Here is a 19,021-nt window from a genome sequence, read left to right on the forward strand (position 1 = left end):
GTCGGCATGACGCAGGGTGGTCCTCCGTGGAGCAGACACGTCGAACCCCGGCGCGAGACGGACTCGCCGGGGTTCGACGCCCTGCCCACTGGGCTAGGGGAGTTGGTTCGGATCGGTCAGTCGCACGTCACGGTGATCGGCGTGCGGGCGCTCCGCGCCGGGAGCGTGACGGTCAGGGTGTGGGTCGTACTGTCGAAGTGGTAGGCGTGGGCGGGGAGTCGGGAACCGCCCGCTCGGACGGTGCTCGGGGCGGTGACGCCGAGGAGGGAGACGGTCCACTGCCGGTTGCGGATCTGGCCGCGGAAGGTTCCTGTCGGCGGAGTGATCGTCACCGTGCGGTGGGCGCCGGTCTCCCGGTACCGGATCTTCGTGACGGCGCTGTGGCCGCGCCCGGTGCCGGTGGTCCCGTCGTCCTCGTAGAGGCTGGAGGAGCCGGAGGCGCCCGCGGCGACGGTGAGCGTGACCTTGGTCAGCGGGGCCTTGTCGTTGCTGGTGACGTTGTCCGTGCGGGTCGGGACGACAGCGCCCGCCCTGACGAACACCGGCATGGTGTCGAGGCCGTTGGTGATGTTCTGGGTGGTGCCGCCGGCGTAGGTCTTCCCGGTGAAGTAGTCGGTCCACTGGCTGCCGGGCGGGAACCACACCGAGGTCGTCGTCGTGCTGCCGGGGGTGGTGACGGGGGCGACGAGCATGTCGGGTCCGTAGAAGTACTCGCTGCCCGACGTCGCGTACGCCTGGGGCTCGTCGGGGTACTGAAGGTACATCGGGCGGGTGACCGGGACACCCGTGGTGTTGGCCTGCTGGGCGAGCGAGTAGGTGTAAGGCACCAGGTTCTCGCGGAGGTTGAGGAACTTGTCGGCGGAGGCGCGGGCCGCCGTGCCGTACTGCCAGGGCAGCCGGTCGCTGTGGTTGCTGTGCAGCCGGTCGATGGGCTGGAAGGTGCCGAGCTGGACCCAGCGGGCGTACATGTCGTCGGGGAGTTTGCGCGTGGTGTGGGTCGCGCCGTCGGAGGTATAGGTCTCCGAACCGGTCAGATTCGTCGTGTCGTTGTGGCCGCCGATGTCATGGCTGATGGCCGACATGCCGGTGGCCGCCGCCTCGCCGGGCGTGTAGCCGACCTCGGCCTTCAGGGTGCCCCAGGTGGAGGACGTGTCGCCGGTGAAGTGGACGGTGGTGCGCTTGTCGGCCCACGGCCCGGTGGGCAGACCCTGCTGGCCGCTGTAACCGCCCGCCTGGAGAGAGCCGTACGCACGGGAGACGGCGAAGCCGCGGCCGATGGTCTTGTCCGCGTCCGTGGCGTACTGCTGGTTGATCCACGCGTCGGGAGTCACACCGGGCAGCGAGGACTGGGAGTCGTCGCAGCACCAGTCGAGCCACCAGAAGTCGTTGCCCTGCTGGTCCATGGTCTGGTGCAGGTCCATGTACGCCTTGAGCTGGTCGGGGTCGCCCCAGTCGAAGGTGTAGCAGTCACCGGCGCCGCTGCTCGCGGCCGGCGCGCAACCCCCCTTGTGCAGCTTGCCCTTGGCGGTCGCCTGCGCCTGCGCGAACTGCGGGTCGCTGCTCAGGATGCTCGGGTGGATGTTGAGCGTGTTGTGCAGCCCCTGAGCAGCCGCCCAGTCGAAGAACCCCTTCGGATCGGGGAACTTGGACCGGTCGATCTCCCAACCGCTCCACGTGTTCGGCGACTTGAAGTCCGTGTCGGTGACGAGGACGTCGAGGGGCACGCCCTCGGAGCGGAACGCGGGCAGGATCCGGTTCTCGTAGTCGGCGGCGGTGCGGTCGATGTACTCCGAGTACCAGACGCCGTACGCCCATTGCGGAAGCAGCTCGGGCGGCCCGGTGAGCGTCGCCAGGTCGGTCAGGGCCCGCTGGTAGTCGTGGCCGTAGCCGAAGACGTACCCGTCCTGGTACGGCGCTCCGCCGCGTGCGGGGCGTTGGGTGACCTGGTGGGTGCCGGTGTCGTACAGGGCTGAGGAGGTGTCGTCGAGGAGGTACCAGCCGTCCTTGTAGAGCAGGCCGGGGGTGGTGGCCGGCGCGCCGTTGTCACCGTTGACGCCGTCCAGGCTGCGGCGGTAGCCGCCGAGCGCCAAGTGGGGCTGCGGGGCGGGGGAGTTGGACGCGGTGACGGAGACCGTGTCGAGATTGACGTGACAACTCGCGGCGTCCGGGCAGCCGATGGCGATGTCGTTCGCTCCGGCCTTGAGGGTGACCGGGACGGAGGCGGTGCTCCAGGTGTTCCAGTCACCGGTGACGGGCAGTGAGAGCGTCCGCGTGGTGCCGCCGGAGGACACCGTGGCCGTACGGGTCTGGTACTGCCCGTCGCGGCCGGTGGCGTTGGCGTAGCGCACCTGCAACGCGTAGGTGCCGTCGGCCGGAACGCCGACGACGTGGGTCGACACGCCGGCTCCCTGGTTCAGTTCGGCGAGGAAGCCGCTGCCGGAGTAGCCGGTGTGGTCGGTGGCGACGGCCGCGGTGCCGGAGGCGCGATCGGCTTCGGCCTCGCAGTTCACGCCGTACCCGCAACTCGTGATCGCGGTGGCGGAGGTGGCCGGGAAGCCGCCGCCCTGATTCACCAGGGCGACACTGTCGAGATTGACGTCACCGGAGTCGGTGGCGGTCCTCGTCAGCGTCAATGTGTGCTGTCCCGCGCCCAGTTGGACGGAGCTGCTCGCGAGGCTCCAGGTGTCCCAGTTGGCGGTGGTCGGCAGGCTGAGGGTCCGGCTCGCGCCGCCGTCGACAGAGAGGGTGAGGGTACGGGCGGTGTTCTGACCGTCTCCGCCCACGGAGTTGGCGTAGCGCGCGTCGAACGTGTAGGTCCCCGCCGCGGCCACGTCGACGTCGGCGGACACCGAGTCGCCGGTCCCCTCGAAGCCGGCGAGGAACCCGGAGCCGGTGTAGCCCGTGTGGTCGGAGGCGACGCCGACGCCGCTGTGGGCGAGTTGCTCGGCCTCGCACAGGGCGCCCAGGCCGCAGGTGAGCCGGTGCCAAGGGCTGGCGTCGACGGCGGCAGCGCCGGCCGACAGGTGCACGGAGAGGTTCTGCGCGTCGAACGGCCCTGAATTCACTTGGTACTTGAGGGTGAGCGCGCTCGTGGTGATGGTCAGCCAGCCGTTGGACGTGCTCGAGGTGTAGGCGGGCGGCGTGAACGCGGAGCGGCCGATCGCGTTGAACGTCGCGCTGTCGGTGAACTTCCCGTCCTGCGCGTACTCCGTGCGGATCAGGGTCGGGGACAGGACCTGGAAGCGTGCGTTGCCCGAAGTCACCGACGCGGCACGGTGGTTCGCCGCCGCGTGCGCCGAGGCTTCGCCTGTTCCGGTGCCGGTCACGAGCATGGCGGCCAGGGTGCTGAGGAGGGCGAGGACCGTGACGCGTCTTCGCGGTGAACGGGTGAGGTGTATCGCCGATCGTCTTCTCACGGACGGCTCCGTCCTGGAAGTGGGGCCACATGGGCCTGTGGTGGGGGTGTGCCGGTTCGCCTTCGCGCCCGGGTGGAATCTGCCCCTGGCCGACATCGTTGTCAACCCCTGTGACGTCCTCGCGCGTCAGGCCCGGTGACCTGCCCGGCGTCGGCGAGCCCGTTCTGCCCGACTGGGTCCGGGCTTCGGCGCCGCCGACCCGGTCAACCGGGCGCGGACGCCGAAGCGTTGATCGAGGGCGTGGGGCATTCGCCTCGGCCCCCGATCGTCACGCGGTGTCCGGACCGTCCAGGAGGCGAAGCAGCACGTCGGCCTCGGCGCGGAGCCGTGCGGCTCGGTCGGCGTGCGCGGGAGCGGTCAACTGCGCCGCGGCATCCAGCCGTTCCGCGGCTTCGGCCCGCACCATCTCGACCACGCGGTGCTCGGTCAGCTCACGCCGAGCCACTTCGGTCGCACCGGCACCCAGCGGCGACTGCTCAAGGGCCGGGCCGCGCGGCTCGATCTCCGCCACGGACACCGCCTCGGCGTTGTCCAGCGCGGCAAGGGCTGTGCGAAGGGCGCTCACCGCGGCCTTGTCACCCGCGCGCATCGCTTCGGGGAGAGCGCGACGCATCCGAAGACGTAGAGACATGCCGGTGACCCTACGGCGGCACCCAGTGATCCACAACGCGATATGCGGGCCCGCCCTACCCGAGCCCCGGCGCGACGGCCCCCGGGCCTCCGACTGTCCGCCGGGGTCGCCGTCACAGGCGCAGGACGACCAGGGCCGTGTCGTCGGTGTTGCCCTCGGCGGGGAGCAGATCGGCCAGGAGGGCGTCGGCCAGAGGCTCGGGGTCCATGTGCCGGTGGTGGACGAGGGAGTCGGCGAGGCGGGCCAGGCCGCGGTCGATGTCCTCCGTGCGCCGTTCGATCAGTCCGTCGGTGTACAGCACGAGGGTGGCGCCCTCGGCGAAGGGGACGCTCGTCTCCGGCCGGCCGACATGCTCGGGCCTGGCTCCCAGCGGCGGGTCGGTGGCCCGGTCCAGGAAGGTCACCGTGCCGTCCGGGTCGAGCAGCGCCGGAGGAGGGTGGCCCGCGCAGCTGTAGGTGATGGTGTGGTCGTCCCAGTCGATGAACGTCGTCACCGCGGTGGCCGACTCGGCACCCTCGACGAAACGGGCGTACAGACCGAGGGCCTCAAGGGCGGAGCCCGGACCGTCGGCGACCCGGCAGGCCGCGCTCAGGGCGCTGCGCAGCTGACCCATGGCGCAGGCCGCCGCCAGTCCGTGCCCGACGACGTCACCGACGGCGACCGCCATCCCGCCGTCGGGCAGGTCGACCAGGTCGTACCAGTCGCCGCACACGTTCAGGGCGTCCAGGGCGGGCTGATAGCGGACGGCCGCCCGATGGTGGCCGACAGGCCGTGGCGGGGGCAGCATCGCCGCCTGAAGGGTCAGGGCCACCTCGCGCTCACGGGCGTGCGCCTTGCGCAGCCGCTCGTTGACCTCCTGCAACTCGCGTGCCCGGGTGTACAGCTCAGCTTCCAGTACCCGGGCCCGGCTGTCGTCCACCCGCCCGCCGACTGCCCGGACGAACTCGGTCACCTCTTCCACCCGGTGGATGATCAGCGTCACCTTTCCGTCCGGGCCGAACACAGGTGCGTTGACCGGGCTCCAGAAGTGCTCCACCCATCGGCCGGGCCGCAGCGGGTCCTCGATGTCGTAGCGGAGCAGAGCCATCGTGTCGCGCTCGCCGGTGGTCACCGCGCGCAGCATCGACTCCCGGGTCTCGCGCATGCCTGCCGCCGCCGGCTCGCCCGGGTTCTCGGGGAAGACATCGAAGATGTAGCGGCCGACCAGTTCCTCGCGGGTGCGTCCCGACAGGCGCTCGAAGTCCTCGTTGGCGTCGATGTACACCAGCTCGGGGGTGAGCAGCGCCACCATGCCGGGCAGAGCCCGGAAGACCGCTGCGTGGTCGATCTCCGGATCCTGCATGGCCTGCTCGCTTCGCCGCCGTGGGTCACTACCTGGTTCCACGATAGGAGAGATCAGGACACGAAGCCCGGAAACAGCTCTTTTCGGTTCGATGACCAGCGGCGATACGGTCAGGCGTCATCCGACCGAGTGGCCTGCTCGGGGAACCCGCCTGGGACGGCCGGATGATGGTAGAAGCCGGGGAACGGCCGCTTCGGTCATGATCCGGTCTCCGTCGAGCCGCCGACATCCGTGGTGACACGGCGGTAGGCGGCCCGCGCGTGGCGGAGGCGGCCCAGGGCGGTGCCCACCAGGGCGGCGGTGCACAGACAGGCGAGCCAGAACGCGTCGCGCTGGCCCGTCCAGGTGAGGGTGCCGGCGGGCGGGACGGCGAAGCCGTTGAGGAAGAGCCAGCACAGCACCGCGGTACCGGGAGCCGCCACGAAGCGGGCGCACAGGCCGAGCAGCACGGAGAGCAGGGACAGCGCGGCCAGGGCGGGCGAAGGTCGACCCGGCCCCAGCAGGACATTGAACAGCGCCACCAGGGCCAACGCTCCACCCGATGCCACGGCCCACACCAGCGGCGTGGCCATGGGCGACGGGACGGGCCGTGCTCCGGTACGGAGAGGCACCCAATCGATCATGCCGGGACTCCTTCTGTTCGCCCCGCCTCTCCTCGTGACGGGTTAGCCAGCCTGCCCGAGCCCGCGCCCTTGGGACAACCCGGCCCCATGGCTCAACTCCCGTTCCCCCCCCGCCCGCTTCGACGCCCACCGTTCGTAGCCGATCGGCCACAGGGCGATCAGGACGAGCAGCCAGACCACGGCCACGGTGCGCAGATGCGCGCCGAACCCCGCGAGCACCAGGGGCAGTGCGCAGCAGGGGAGGGCCACCCACAGCAGCCACCGCCGCTCCCGGCCGGCTCGGCCCAGCCAGGCGAGTCCGCTGAGCAGGAAGTACCCGGCCAGAGCCGAGCAGAGCAGCCACCGGGTGGCGTCCGGCAGTGTCTCCAGGTGCTCGGCCGCGGCTCCCAGCCCGGCGGCCAGCGCGGCGAGACAGCCCGACACGAAACAGTGCAGGGGCAGCGCCGCACGGGCGGGCAACACCCCTGCCGCCAGGTGCGGCACCCCCGCGTAGCCGTGCCGGAAGGACAACCCCCACAGGGTGGCCAGCAGGAAGAACGCCGCGACGGCGAGCATGTACAGCGCGGTGTCCCACTCCTCCTGGGACGTGGCACCGACCACCTGGGCGACCCCCTCACCGAGCACGATGATGACGAAGAGGCCGAGGCGTTCGCTCAGGTGCTCCGTCTGCGACCGCGCGAGCGACGGGCCCCCTGCGGAGCCGCGCCGGGCGGTACGGTCGCCGCGGCGTTCCCGTGCCTCCTGGTGCTCGGCGATGTCGCGTGCCGAGACCGCGAACGTGACGTACAGATCGAGGGCGATACCGAGCGCCCAGAGCCAGTAGCGCGTCGGGCCGTGCGCCCAGAGGGAGACGGTCCACGGGATCACGCCGAGCGACATCTGAGCGGCAGGCCAGTCGACCAGGATCTGGCGACGTTTCTGCCAGGCGCGGTTCGCCAGCGCCCGGATCAACACGTAGGCGAGAGCGAACACCCGAGCGTGCTGGTCGTCCCCCTCGTGCGCCCCCGGCACCGCCGCCGCCATGACGGCCATGCCGAACATCGCGGCCAGCACCGTACGGATGTGGGTGTTCTCGTAGGCCACGTTCGCGTAGAGGGTGAAGCAGATCCACGCCGTCCAGAAGGCCAGGAACAGCAGCGCGTACAGACCCAGGTCGGACAGGTCCGGGACACCGTGCAGCAGGTGCGCGATCTGCGCCACGCCCGCCACGGCGACCAGGTCGAAGAACAGCTCCAGCCAACTGGCGTGCCGGTTCTCCTCGGAGGTGGGCTGCTGGGCCGGTGCGGTCGTGTCGTCGCTCACCGCATCACCTTGCCCGATCACCGAACCGGCCGTCGACGCCCTTGGGGGACAGGCCCTTCCCGGTGCTCAGACCGGGAAGGCTCGCCGGGTCGGTGGTCGTGGCCGGCTGATTCCGCGCAGCCGCTCAACTCTGTTCGGGCCTACTGCCGTCCGTCCGCCTGGTGCGGCTCCACCGCCCTTCCCCGCACCAGGACGGCAAGAGTGCTGCGCGCTTCATGCCGCAGCGTGCGGCGCCGAGCGAAGGTCGCCGTCAGAGCGAGGATCGAGACCGTGCCGCCGTAGAACACGGCAGCAATCGTGGAGAGGAGCCCGACCGTCATCGGGCACGCACCCTTCTTCCCCCGTTCGGCCGCCCGGCTCACAGCCCGGGGCGGGCGTTGATGCGTTTCCCCTCCACCATACGCGCGCCGTCAACTCCCCCTGCTTTCACGGCAGTCGCTGAGGCAGAAGCCATCTGCGGCTCCGCCGTGGGTGCTTCTCGCCATCCACTTCGCCACCTGCTCGGACCCTGACCGACCCGGCGAACCCTCACGCTCACGGCATCAGCCGCCCGGACCGGTCCGGGCGGAGGTCTGGTTCCGCGGCGGGTAACGGTGACCTGTCCGGCATTCACTCGTTTGACGCAACAGCATCTCGCCACGTTCCTCCCGGAAAGCGTCCCGTTCCATGCATCTTCGCTCGCTCCGGCCCGATGCCGGCGCCTTCAGGTCCCGGGTTCGGGAGGCCGAATCCGTCCTCGTCGAGCAGTACGGCGACCTGGTCCGTCTGGCGCACCTCGTCCTGCCCGCCTCGCTGGGCCGGCACCAGCGGGTCCTCGTGGCGCACTCCCTCGTCCAGCGCGCGCTGCGCCGCGCCGGAACGGCACACGGCGCACCCGCCGTCCCCTCTCCGCGCGCGGAGTCACGGGGTGGGGACACCGTCGAGCGACGCCTTCTGGTGGAGGTGCTGCGCGCCGCGCTGACATACGGCCGGCTGCCGCGGATGTGGCCCGCGGGATGGGTTCACCCGGGCGCTCTGCGCCCTCGGCTGCCCCTGGTCTGGGGGTTGCGGTTGTTCCCGCGTTCGGGCGGGGTGGACGAACTCGCCCTGGCGCAACGGCTGTCCGCGGCTCCCGCCGCTGCCCGCGCGGCGTTCCTGCTGCGTGCCGTCCACGGATTTTCCGATGACACCGTCCAGGCCCTGCTGGAGGCGGCGGACGCGCCGGATGTCCCCGCCGCCCTGCGCACCGCGGGCATCCTGGAGGAGGAGTCGCGCAGATCGCCCGCCGCGCTGCTCGCGTCACAGGAGTTCGACGCCTGCGCCCTCCAGGCGGGCCCCACCGACCTACTGCGCCGCACCAGGCGGGCCCGTCTGGTCCTGGGAGTGGCCGCGCTCGGTCTGGTCACAGTCGTGACCCTGGCCGTGGCCAGGGACGGCACGACAGACCGGACGGCTTCCCAAGTGCCGACGGCCCACGGCCTCCCGAGCACGGCGGATCTGGTGCGCACGGCCGCCGGGACGTGGGACAACACCTCGCGGGTCGACTTCACCGCATGGCCGGCCCGCGGCTCCCGCGCACACGACCGGAGCCTCCTCGACCGCGCCCTGTCCGCATGGACCCACCCGAGGTCCCGCATCGTCCTCGCCCCCGCCACGACCGCGACCCCACCGGCCACCGCACCGCAACTGCTCTACGCCGGCGACGTCGACGACCGTGCGGTGGTGCTGCTCTACGACGGACAGCGCCTCGCCCGCTACAGCGAGACCCGATCCGCCGCGCGGGACACACAGATGAGCGTCGCCCGTGCCGACGACGCTGACGTCACCACGGCGGCGGCCGTCACCCTCACGCCCGCGGGTGGCACCGCCCGTTACCTGCTGGCCCCCTGGGTCGCCGAGGCACAGACCCGTGACCTGCTGCGCCCCGATGTCCTCGCCCGTGCACTGCACGTCTCGAAGGACGGGGTCACGGACCCGGTGCCGGCCATGCCCGCGTCGGAGCACTGCGACAGCCGGCCGGTGCTGCAACTGCGGTCCTCGCAGCGCATCGCCGAACACCACGCGTTCCTGCTCGCCCCCCTGGGCGACCTGTCCCCGGTCCACCTCACCTACACTCCGCTGCCCGGGCACGGCACACCGCCCGCCCGCGCGCCCCGTGAGGCCACCGGCCCTCAGGCACTGCTGGCCTGGGCCCACCAGGCCTGCTCCCTGACGTCCCTGCGCGACACCGGCGTACGCGCCGTCAACAACTGGGACTTCGCCGAACAGGACCTGCCCGACGGAGGCGGACACGCCGTGTGGACCTGCGCCCGCGCCGACACCTGGCGCGGCGCCGGTGACGTGACGGTGTCCCTCCGCACGAGCCGGTACGCGCCCGGCGAACCCGCGCGGACGGTCGCCCGGGCCCACGCGACCGCGGCGTGCAGCCGGTTCGGCCAGCATGTGGTGGTCGCGAGCGGCTGGCGGTCCCCGAACGGCCACTGGTACGCGCTGGCCGCCGGCAGCCGCGCGGTGACACGTCTCGCGGTGAGCGGAGACGTGACGGTCACGAAGCAGGCCCGCACCCTCGCCGTACCCGCTCCCCGCACACCGCGCGTCACCGTCCGGGCCCAACTCTCCACGGGTGAGGATCTGGATGCCGTCGGCACACCCGGAAGCTGATCCTCAGCGCGCGCACCGGGCCGGTTCACCTTCGGAGGCTCCGGCCGGGGAGCGTGGCCCTACCAGCGCGCGGTCCTCGGTGGAGCGACCGAACCACGGGGCTTCGCCTCCGGGGCCAGCACTTTGCGGCGGCTGAGCTTGTCCTCGTCGATCGCTTTGACCGTGCGCTTGACCACGAGGTCCACCAGGAGGTCCGCGGGCCACCGGTAGCTGGACAGGGGCGGCGTCAGCAGCCGCGACAGCGGGTGGTCGTCGAAGCCCATGACCGAGACGTCGTCGGGCACTTCGAGCCCCAATTCCCGGGCCCCGGCGTAGACGCCGTAGGCCATCGAGTCGGCCAGGCACAGGAAGGCGGTCGGTGGATTCGCGGAACTCAGCACGGTCCGCGCCACCGCCGTCGCGCCGTCCAGGTCGTGCGGGGAGGGGTGGAGAGTGACGTCCAGCCCGAGCCGCTGCGCGACCTGATGGGCGATCACCTCGGCAGGACGGTCGGGGGTGGTGGGCCGACTCGGCGTCATGACCGCGATCCTCCGGTGACCGCAGTCGACGAGTCGCTGGAGGGCGTCGGTGACCCCGGCCTCGTTGTCGAAGACGACCTCCGCGGCGGTGGCCGCACCGGGCAACCCGTCGCCGATAGACGTCAGTACGGTCCGCCGGGCGACCTCTTTCCAATGGGCGGCGGCCGGGTCGACCGGCAGCACGATCAGCGCGTCCACCCGCTGGTCGGCCAGTTGGGAGGCGAGCGTCGCCTCCAGTTCGGGGTCGTTCGAGGCGTCGACGATCAGGGCGTGCCGGCCGACGCCGAGGAACCTGCGGCCCAGGGCGGCGGCGATGTCCTGCTGCCAGACGTCGGCGAGCGAACCGCAGAGCACTCCGACGTACCCCGTACGGCCGGAGGCCAGGGCGCGGGCGATCGGGTCGGCCTGGTAACCCAGCCGGTCGGCCACCTCACGGACACGCCGTTGGGTCTCGGGGGGTACCTGAAGCCCGCGGAGCGCGTACGAGACCGCGGCGGCGGAGAGCCCGGTCTCCTCCGCGATGTCGCGCAGGGTGATCCGCCGCGGCTGTTTTGGCACTTCGTCAGTGTAACGACCCGATGAACCGGGAGCCGCTCCTGCTGCCCGGGGAGGGGAGCGGCCTCCGGGCGAGCATTGACACCGGCTCAGCTTAAGCGCTTCACTGTATCGCATCACTGAACCGCTTAAGTGAGGAGACGGCGGTGCGAACACGGTGCGACCGACCTTCGCCGACCCCTGTGCCCGGAAGCCCCCGTCGAGCGATCGGGAATCCACCCGCACCCGCCCCGCTCCGGCGACGGGATGCCGCACCTGGCCGGTGAACCGCCCTTCCGGGCAAGGCCGGAGGACCACGAGCAGCCATGACGGGTCGGCCCGGACCCCGCTCCGCGACGCATCGCCGGTACGGCCGCCGGGCGCAGGACGCGGTTGCTAGCGCCCGGGTGTCGACGCCTCGGTCCTGGGCCGCGACGGCCCTGAGCCGCCCCGGCCGACTCCGAACTCGGCGCGGCGGCGGCACCCGGCGTACGCGTCAGCAATACCTCCCACCCGCTCGAAGGAGTACGACCGTGACCGCACCGCTTCCGTCCCACGACCTCGACACCGCCGCCGCCCGCGATGCCGAGCCGTGGCATCGCGTACGGGCGGCCGTCACCCTCGACGCGCTCCCGGGCCGTGACCTGGACAAGCGGGAGCTGCTGGAACTGGCCTCGTCGATAGCCGCGGACCCCGACACCTGGCGCGAGCACGTCGCCTACGACGATGACAAGCGGCACTATGTCTCGCTGTACCGGGACGCCCACGTCGATGTCTGGGTGCTGTGCTGGACGCCCCGGAACGACACGGGCTGGCACGATCACGATGTCTCGTCCGGCGCCGTGGCAGTGGCCGAGGGGGCACTCGTCGAACACAACCTGGCCGTCGGCGTGCCGAGCCTGGCGACCGAGGTTCCGGCCGGCCAGGTCTTCTGCTTCGGCCCGGACCACATCCACCGGCTCACCGGACGGGATGCGGGCAGCGTGTCGATCCACACCTACTCGCCGCCGCTGGGGCGGATGGGCCAGTACACGGTCGCGCGCAACGGAATCCTTCGACGCACCTCGGTCTCCTACGCCGACGAACTGCGCCCCCTGGACGACATGGTCTGACGCAGCTGCGCCAGGCCGCCGTACATCCGGATGACGTCCGGAGAGATCGCGGCCCGGCGCATCACGACAGCCTTGAGGCGGCCGGTCAGTCGGTGTACACCTCGGCCCTGTCCACGCTCACGAACGAGGCGGTCGACCGGGCGTTGTGCTCGCCCGTCACCCGTATCCGCAGGGTGTGCCGGCCGGGGGCGAGTCGCGGGCTGACGTACTGGACGGTCTCACCCGTGCGGATCGCCCCGTAGAAGTCGACCCGGGTCTCCGCGCCGCCGTCGATGCTGAGGGCGGCGATGCCGTTCCCGGTGTCGCGTACGGACAGCAGGGCGATACGGGTGCCGGTGAAGGCGAAGGTCGCCGTGTTGCCGGCCCGGTCGCTCCAGTGGTCGTCGCCCCAGAAGCACTGTGTGCCGCAGCCCGTGCCGGAGTTCCAGGTCCCGGTGTAGGCGATGGTGCCGTCCGCGCTGGAGCGGCCGTCGTCGTTGATCCAGTGGTTGCCCGAACCGGGGTCTCCGGAGGGCAGGTTCTGGGTGGCGCCCATGGCGAGCGGGGTGCCCAGGTTCGGGCTGCCGTCGGCGTTCCAGCCGATCTTCTGGGCCCGGCTGGTGCGGTCGGTGTAGGTGTACTGGGACGTCGACTTGGCGTGGTAGACCATCCAGTCCTCCGTGCCGTCCGGGGACCTGAAGAAGGCGTGGTGGCCGGGGCCGTAGACACCCACCGCGTCGTTGCGCGTGAACACCGCCCCGGCGTGCTGCTGCCAGTCGGACGCCACCAGCGGGTCGGCGCCGTCGGCCAACGACATCATCCACAGCTGGTAGTCGGGCTTCCCGGTGTCGCATGTCGAGTACGTCATCCAGGTACGGCCGTTGCGGTTCAGGAACTCCGGTCCCTCGCGCACTTCCGCGCAGCCGCCCGCCGCGTCGATGGCGACCGCGTCGCCGGAGACGGTGTACGGGTTCGACAGGGGTGCGATGTTCAGGCCGTTGTGCTGGTAGGCGTTGATGCCGCTGTAGGCGAGGTACAGGCGGCCGTTGTGGGTGAAGACGCTGGGGTCGATCGCGAAGTCGTTCGTGTGGTTGGGCGGGATGAGCGCCGACTTGAAGTGGTAGGGGCCGGTGGGGGAGTCGGCGTCGGACTCCAGGACGTAGACGCGGTGGTGGTCGTCGACGCCGTCGTCCGCCGTGTAGTAGAGGTACCAGCGGTTGCCGAAGCGGTAGAACTCCGACGCCCAGATGTTCTGGTCGCGGGAGGAGTCGGTGTCGGTCCAGACGGTGACCGGGTCCGAGTCCAGGAGGGTGGCCAGGGACGCCGAGCGCCACATGCGGATGCTGCCGCCCTGGGTCGTGGTCATGTAGTACGAGCCGTTCCAGTACGTCAGGTACGGGTCGGGTCCGGTGTTCAGCGGATTGCGGAACGTCGTGCTGGTGGCGGCCGCGGCCTGGGGCGCCGCGGTCGACGTGGGTGTGGAGACGAGCGAGAACACCACGGCCAGCAGCAGGGCGAGCAGCGCCGCCGTGCGTGCCGTGCGGGGGGACGAACTCATGTGCGGCTCCAACGGATCGTGGTGGTGAGTGGGGTGGTCGCGCCTTTCAGGAAGGGGGCCGGCTCACTGGCCGCCGAGGCCCGTCGTGGCGACGGACTTGACGATGTGCCGCTGGAAGAACAGGAAGACGACCACAAGCGGCAGGGCGGCCAGCACGGCCGACGCCATCGACTGCGCGTACTGGACGCCGTAGGCGTCCTTCACCGACGTGATACCGACGGGCAGGGTCATCAGGTCGGGGTCCGAGGTGGAGACGAAGGGCCACAGGAAGTTGTTCCAGGCCCCGATGAACACGAAGATCGCCACCGCCGACAGCATCGGACGGGACAGCGGCAGCAGCACGGACCAGAAGATCCGGACATGCCCCGCACCGTCGATACGGGCCGCCTCCTCCAACTCCCTGGGCAGGGAGTCGAAGTGCTTCTTCAGGATGAACACCATCACCGGCGCCACCGTCTGCGGAAGGATCACCGCCGCGTAGGTGTCGAGCAGGTTCAGAGTCAGCATCTGCTGGAACCACGGCACGATCAGCATCTGTGGCGGCACCAGGACGGCCGCCACCGTGATCGTGAACAGCCATCTGCGGCCGGTGAACCGGGTCCGGGAGAAGGCGTAGCCGGCCATGGCGGAGACCGCCACCGTGATCACCGTGACGACGGCCGCGACCAGGAAGCTGTTGAACATCCACAGCGGCAGCTCCCCGCGGTCCCACACACTGCGGAACCCGGCCAGGGTGAACCCGTGCTTCGGCCACAGCCAGTGCACCGGATCGCTCGCGTCCTGCTCGGACTTGAACGCGGTCAGCAGTCCCCAGGCCATCGGCAGCAGCCACAGCAGAGCCAGGACGGTCAGCACCGTGAACGTGAGCGTCCGGGCGGTGCGGCTCTCGCCGAGGGAGAGATGGGTACGGCGGGCCTCGGCGCGGTACCGGCGGGCCGCGACCTCGCGGATGACAGGCGAGCGGGGCGCGGACTCCGGCCGGGGCAGGGGCAGTTGGGTGGTGGAGGTCATGGTCACTTCTCCCGGCGGCGGAGGGCGGCGTACTGCGCCGCGGAGGCGAGGATGACGAGGGCGAAGAAGACGTAGCTGATCGCCGAGGCGTAGCCGAGCCGGTAACCGGTGAAGCCGACGTCGTACATGTACTCGATGACCGGGCGCGTGGAGTTGTCCGGACCGCCCTTGGTCAGCAGGTAGATCTGGTCGAAGACCTTCAGCGAGGCCAGGATCTGGAGCACGGTGACCACCACCGTGATCCGGCTCAGCTGCGGCAGCGTGATGGAGAACAGCCGCCGCCAGGCGCCCGCGCCGTCGATCGCCGCCGCCTCGTACAGGTGGTCCGGCACCGACTGGAGGGCCGCCAGGTACAGCAGGAAGTTGAAGCCGACCGTCCACCACAGGGTGGTCAGCACGATCGCCCACATCGCGACCGACGTGTCGCTCAGCCAGGCCACCGAGTCGAGGCCCACCGCGTTCAACAGCTGGTTGTACAGGCCGAGATCGCCCTGGAAGAGCCAGGCCCACAGCAGGCTCACCACACCGACGGGCAACAGGTACGGCGCGAAGAACGCCAGCCGCCACACCCACTGGCCGGGCAGTCCGGTGTGGACCAGCAGCGCCATGCCGAGCGCGACGACGACCAGCGGGACGGTCGACAGCACGGTGAACCACACGGTGTGGCCGAGCGCCCGCCACATCTCGGCGTCCCGCAGCGCCTCCGAGAAGTTGTCCAGGCCGACGAAGCTCGGCGCGTGGGCCGACAGCGAGGTGTCGGTGAGGCTCATCCACAGTCCCTGGACCAGCGGCCAGACCATGAAGAGGGCGAAGAGGATCAGGAAGGGGAGGGCGAACAGCAGGCCGGGGGAGAGGATCCGGCGCGCCGTGAGCGTCCCGGTCCGGGACGGGGGAAGAGGAGAGGACATCGTTGTGCCTCCTGCGCGGATGGTTCGCGGCCGGATCAGGCCGGGCTGGGCTTGGAGAGGAAGGTGTTGAGGCGCCGGGTCATCGCGCGGGCCGCGTGGCCTGGGCTGGTGTCGCCGAGGAGGGCCTGCTGGAGGACCTGGCACATGGCGTTCTGGAAGTCGGAGCCCGCCCCGGCGAACCACACCGAAGGGTCGAGTACGACATGACCGGCGGCCTGGGCATAGTGCGCCTGCGGCTGGAGTGCCGCGTAGGCGGCGGTCCGGGTGACCGGCTGGAACGCGGGGATGTGGCCCGCGGTGGCCCAGATCTGACCGGCCTTCAGCAGGGCGGCCACCGCCTGGTGGGTGCGTCGGCGGTGTTCCTCGTCCGGGTGGTCGCGGTGGGGCAGGACGAAGGAGTGGGAGTCGGCGTAGACGGCCGGGGTGCCGAACACCGTCGGGAAGGGCGCCGCGCCGACGTTCTTGTCGGCCGTGCGGAAGGTTCCCAGCTCCCACTCGCCGGAGAGGATCATCGCCGTCTGGTTGTTGACGAAGGAGGCGATGGCGGACGCGTAGTCGAGGCTCTTCGGGTTGACCTTGCCGTCGACGACCTTGGCCATGAAGGCGATCACCTCGGCCATCCGGTCCTCGTCCACCTCGGCCGGTCCGCCCGCGGGCAGCTCGAACCGGCCGCCGGTCTGCCGGTACAGGCCGTAGAACAGCCGCCAGCACTGCGCGGTGTCGGTGACGTAGCCGAACGCGATGCCCTGCTTCCCGGACGCCTTGGCCAGTTCCTTCCCCGCGGCCAGGAAGCCGGCCGGGGAGGAGAACGCGTCCGCGTCCAGCGTGCCGTCGGTGGTGAGCAGGCCCGCCTTCTTCGCCGGTTCCTGGTGGTAGAAGACGATGAAGGGGTGGGTGTCCAGCGGGACGGCGTAGGTCCGTCCGTCGAACTGGGTGCGTGACCACACCGCGTCCGCGAAGTCGTGCCGGCCGATGCCGTACTCGGCCAGTACGTCCATGTCCCACGGGTCCAGCAGGCCGGTGGGCGCGTACCCGGCGAGCCGGGACATGTGGGAGACGGCCACGTCGGGCCCGCGACCGCCCGCGGAGGCCATGGCGAGCTTGGTGTAGTAGGGGGTGCCCCACTCCAGGACGGTGCGCTCGATGTGCGTGCCCGGCATGTCGGGCCGCGCCTTGGCCACCATCTCGTTGAGCAGACCGCCGTCGGCTCCGCTGAACAGGTCCCACAGGCGGACCTTGGACCCGGCGTCGGCCGCGAGCGCCGATCCGCAGCCGCTGAGCGCCCCGGCGCCGAGGGCCGCGGCGCCGGCGGCGAGTGCCGTCGTCAGGACACGGCGTCTGGTCGGTCCGGGGCGCGGGACCTGGGCGGGTGTGCCGGTCATGTGCTTCCTTTCCGGTGGGCGGCGACGCGTCGGACACCGCGGTCCGTGCGGCGGTGCCGCCCACCCTGCGTGCTTACATCGATGTAAACTTGTGCGGAGTGCGCTGTGTCCGCTCCTCGGGAGCGGCGCCCCCGGTGCTAAGGCCCCTCCTCGTACGCGGCCGGGCGCAGTTGGGCCGCGCGCAACCGTGCGGTGTCGGCCTTCTCGGAACGGTCGAAGCGGTAGACGCCGTTGCGTTCCTGGAAGACGTCGGTGAGCTGCGTGTAGCAGTAGCCGAACATCCCGGGGTCGCCGAGCAGCACGCCGGTCAGACCGCTGAACCGCTCCACGAACTCCTCCTCGGTGCGCGGCCGTTCGCCGTATCCCCAGGAGTCGGAGGTGTCGTCACCGGCCGCGGTGACGGTCTCCGGGTCCCACCAGATCCCGCCGAACTCGCTGCAGAAATAAGGCTGTCCGCGATAGGGCACCGACCAAGTGCGGCCCTCGGGGCCGGTGTTGACATACGGCCGGTCCTCGGCGAGCCCGGCCATGATCTTGGCGAACGCCACCGGGTCCTGCTCGTAGCAGTGCGAGTCGTACACGTCGGTCTCCGGCACCCGGTGCGCGTAGCCGGAGGCGTCGACCACCGGCCGGGTCGGGTCCGCCTGCTTGGTGGCGAGGAACATGCCCCGGGTGACGTCGTCCAGCACGGTGATGCGGTCGTGCAGGTTCTGGTACGTCTCGTTCAGCGGGCACCAGCCGACGATGGAGGGATGCGAGTGGTCCCGCTCCAGCGCCTCCAGCCACTGCGTGATGTACGAGGCGTCCGGCCGCTGGTTGTCGTCGCGGACCCCGGTCTCGCAGCCCCAGTCGCCGAACTCGCCCCACACCAGGTAGCCGAGCCGGTCGGCGTGGTAGAGGTAGCGCTCCTCGAAGACCTTCTGGTGCAGCCGGGCGCCGTTGAACCCGGCCGCGATCCCCAGCTCGATGTCCCGCAGCAGCGCGGCGTCGCTGGGCGCGGTCATCAGCCCGTCCGGGTAGTAGCCCTGGTCCAGCACCAGCCGCTGGAAGACGCGTTCGCCGTTGAGCAGGAGTTCCTTGCCGCGTACGGACACCGAGCGCAGGCCGGCGTAGGACCCGGCCGTGTCGACCACCTCGCCGGCCGGGCCGAGGAGTTCCAGGGCGAGGTCGTACAGATGCGGGTCGGCAGGCGACCAGGTCCGCAGACGGCTCTCGGGGACGGTGAGCACCAGGCGCGGGCACAGGTCCAGGTCCGCGCGGCCCTCGGCGGCGACGACCGTGCCGTCTGCGTCGCTCAGCGTGGCGCGCACCCGGTGTCCGGCGACGTTCGCCGACAGCGGCAGCTCCACCAGGAAGGACCCGGTGGCCAGGTCGGGTGTGATGCGGGGACGGCGCAGGGCGACGGCGCGGGGGACCGGCTCCAGCCACACGGTCTGCCAGATGCCGGTGGTCCGGGTGTAGTGGCAGTGCGAGTTGGCGTACCAGGTGGCCTGCTTGCCGCGGGCCTGCACGGTGTGCCGGCTGTCCCGGGCGCGCACCACGAGGGTGAGTTCCTCGCCGGGCACGGCCACGTCGCCGAGGTCGGCGGTGAACGGGGTGAAACCGCCGCGGTGCCGGGCGACCTCCTGGCCGCCCGCCCACACCGTGGTGTCGTGGTCGACCGCCCCGAAGTGCAGGAGGACCCGGGCGTCGGCCCACTCGGCGGGCACGGTCACCGTGCGCCGGTACCAGACGGCCTCCAGGAAGTCCGTCTCCGCGATGCCGGACAGCTCGGACTCCGGGCAGAACGGGACGAGGATGCGGCCGGTCAGTTCGCGGTCGGCCAGGCCGCGTTCCAGGCCGCTGTCGGACCGGTCGGTCTCGAACTGCCACTCGCCGTTGAGATTGAGCCAGGCGTCCCGCGTGAACTGCGGCCTGGGGTACTCGGGGCGGGGTGGCGCGTCCGGGAGGTACGGGTCGGGCATGGTGCTCCTCGTGACGAGAGTGCAGGTCGGTGCGGGGTGGAGGTCGTGCGGGGTCATGGCACCATGTCGATTACATCGATGTAAATAGCTCGGACGCAGTT

The 19,021-nt window shown here is 71.0% G+C and carries 14 protein-coding genes; 2 read left to right on the top strand and 12 right to left on the bottom strand.

The window, feature by feature from the left end:
- Positions 1-116: 116 nt before the first annotated feature.
- From ACIRB1_RS35905 to ACIRB1_RS35930, 6 genes are all read right to left on the bottom strand, one after another.
- Positions 117-3,332, bottom strand: coding sequence for a TIM-barrel domain-containing protein (locus ACIRB1_RS35905; protein WP_403468524.1), 3,216 nt, complete (start codon positions 3,330-3,332; stop codon positions 117-119).
- A gap of 352 nt (positions 3,333-3,684) precedes the next feature.
- Complete coding sequence (locus ACIRB1_RS35910; RefSeq protein WP_403468525.1) at positions 3,685-4,005, bottom strand: hypothetical protein; 321 nt, start codon at positions 4,003-4,005, stop codon at positions 3,685-3,687.
- Between the two features lie 154 nt (positions 4,006-4,159).
- Complete coding sequence (locus tag ACIRB1_RS35915; protein WP_403468434.1) at positions 4,160-5,389, bottom strand: PP2C family protein-serine/threonine phosphatase; 1,230 nt, start codon at positions 5,387-5,389, stop codon at positions 4,160-4,162.
- A 197-nt stretch (positions 5,390-5,586) separates the two neighbouring features.
- Positions 5,587-6,012, bottom strand: coding sequence for a hypothetical protein (locus ACIRB1_RS35920; RefSeq protein WP_403468435.1), 426 nt, complete (start codon positions 6,010-6,012; stop codon positions 5,587-5,589).
- Between the two features lie 42 nt (positions 6,013-6,054).
- The gene (locus ACIRB1_RS35925) at positions 6,055-7,314 is read right to left on the bottom strand and encodes a low temperature requirement protein A (protein WP_403468436.1); all 1,260 of its coding nucleotides are present in this window, start codon (positions 7,312-7,314) and stop codon (positions 6,055-6,057) included.
- Positions 7,315-7,454: 140 nt separating this feature from the next.
- On the bottom strand, positions 7,455-7,634 hold the full coding sequence (locus ACIRB1_RS35930) for a hypothetical protein (protein WP_403468437.1): 180 nt from the start codon (positions 7,632-7,634) through the stop codon (positions 7,455-7,457).
- 346 nt (positions 7,635-7,980) lie between these two features.
- Here ACIRB1_RS35930 and ACIRB1_RS35935 point away from each other — a divergent pair, with 346 nt between their 5' ends.
- Complete coding sequence (locus tag ACIRB1_RS35935) at positions 7,981-9,954, top strand: hypothetical protein (protein ID WP_403468438.1); 1,974 nt, start codon at positions 7,981-7,983, stop codon at positions 9,952-9,954.
- 59 nt (positions 9,955-10,013) lie between these two features.
- Here the strand turns inward: ACIRB1_RS35935 and ACIRB1_RS35940 are convergent, their stop codons facing one another.
- A complete protein-coding gene (locus tag ACIRB1_RS35940) occupies positions 10,014-11,030 on the bottom strand; it encodes a LacI family DNA-binding transcriptional regulator (RefSeq protein WP_403468439.1) in 1,017 nt (338 codons plus the stop codon).
- Between the two features lie 509 nt (positions 11,031-11,539).
- On the opposite strand from ACIRB1_RS35940, the gene ACIRB1_RS35945 reads away from it, so the two are divergent.
- Complete coding sequence (locus ACIRB1_RS35945; protein ID WP_403468440.1) at positions 11,540-12,118, top strand: cysteine dioxygenase; 579 nt, start codon at positions 11,540-11,542, stop codon at positions 12,116-12,118.
- Positions 12,119-12,203: 85 nt separating this feature from the next.
- On the opposite strand, the gene ACIRB1_RS35950 is transcribed toward ACIRB1_RS35945, so the two are convergent.
- From ACIRB1_RS35950 to ACIRB1_RS35970, 5 genes are all read right to left on the bottom strand, one after another.
- Positions 12,204-13,655, bottom strand: coding sequence for a family 43 glycosylhydrolase (locus ACIRB1_RS35950; protein ID WP_403468441.1), 1,452 nt, complete (start codon positions 13,653-13,655; stop codon positions 12,204-12,206).
- A gap of 63 nt (positions 13,656-13,718) precedes the next feature.
- Positions 13,719-14,666 (bottom strand): carbohydrate ABC transporter permease, encoded by a 948-nt coding sequence (locus ACIRB1_RS35955; RefSeq protein WP_352178704.1) that lies wholly within the window; start codon positions 14,664-14,666, stop codon positions 13,719-13,721.
- Positions 14,667-14,668: 2 nt separating this feature from the next.
- Complete coding sequence (locus ACIRB1_RS35960; protein WP_352178705.1) at positions 14,669-15,574, bottom strand: sugar ABC transporter permease; 906 nt, start codon at positions 15,572-15,574, stop codon at positions 14,669-14,671.
- Positions 15,575-15,609: 35 nt separating this feature from the next.
- The gene (locus tag ACIRB1_RS35965) at positions 15,610-16,956 is read right to left on the bottom strand and encodes an extracellular solute-binding protein (RefSeq protein ID WP_403468442.1); all 1,347 of its coding nucleotides are present in this window, start codon (positions 16,954-16,956) and stop codon (positions 15,610-15,612) included.
- Between the two features lie 137 nt (positions 16,957-17,093).
- Positions 17,094-18,920: a glycoside hydrolase family 2 protein gene (locus tag ACIRB1_RS35970; RefSeq protein ID WP_403468443.1), complete on the bottom strand. Its 1,827-nt coding sequence runs from the start codon at positions 18,918-18,920 to the stop codon at positions 17,094-17,096.
- Between the last annotated feature and the right edge of the window lie 101 nt (positions 18,921-19,021).

It is taken from the genome of Streptomyces sp. NPDC096013, assembly GCF_044763565.1.
Lineage (GTDB): Bacteria > Actinomycetota > Actinomycetes > Streptomycetales > Streptomycetaceae > Streptomyces.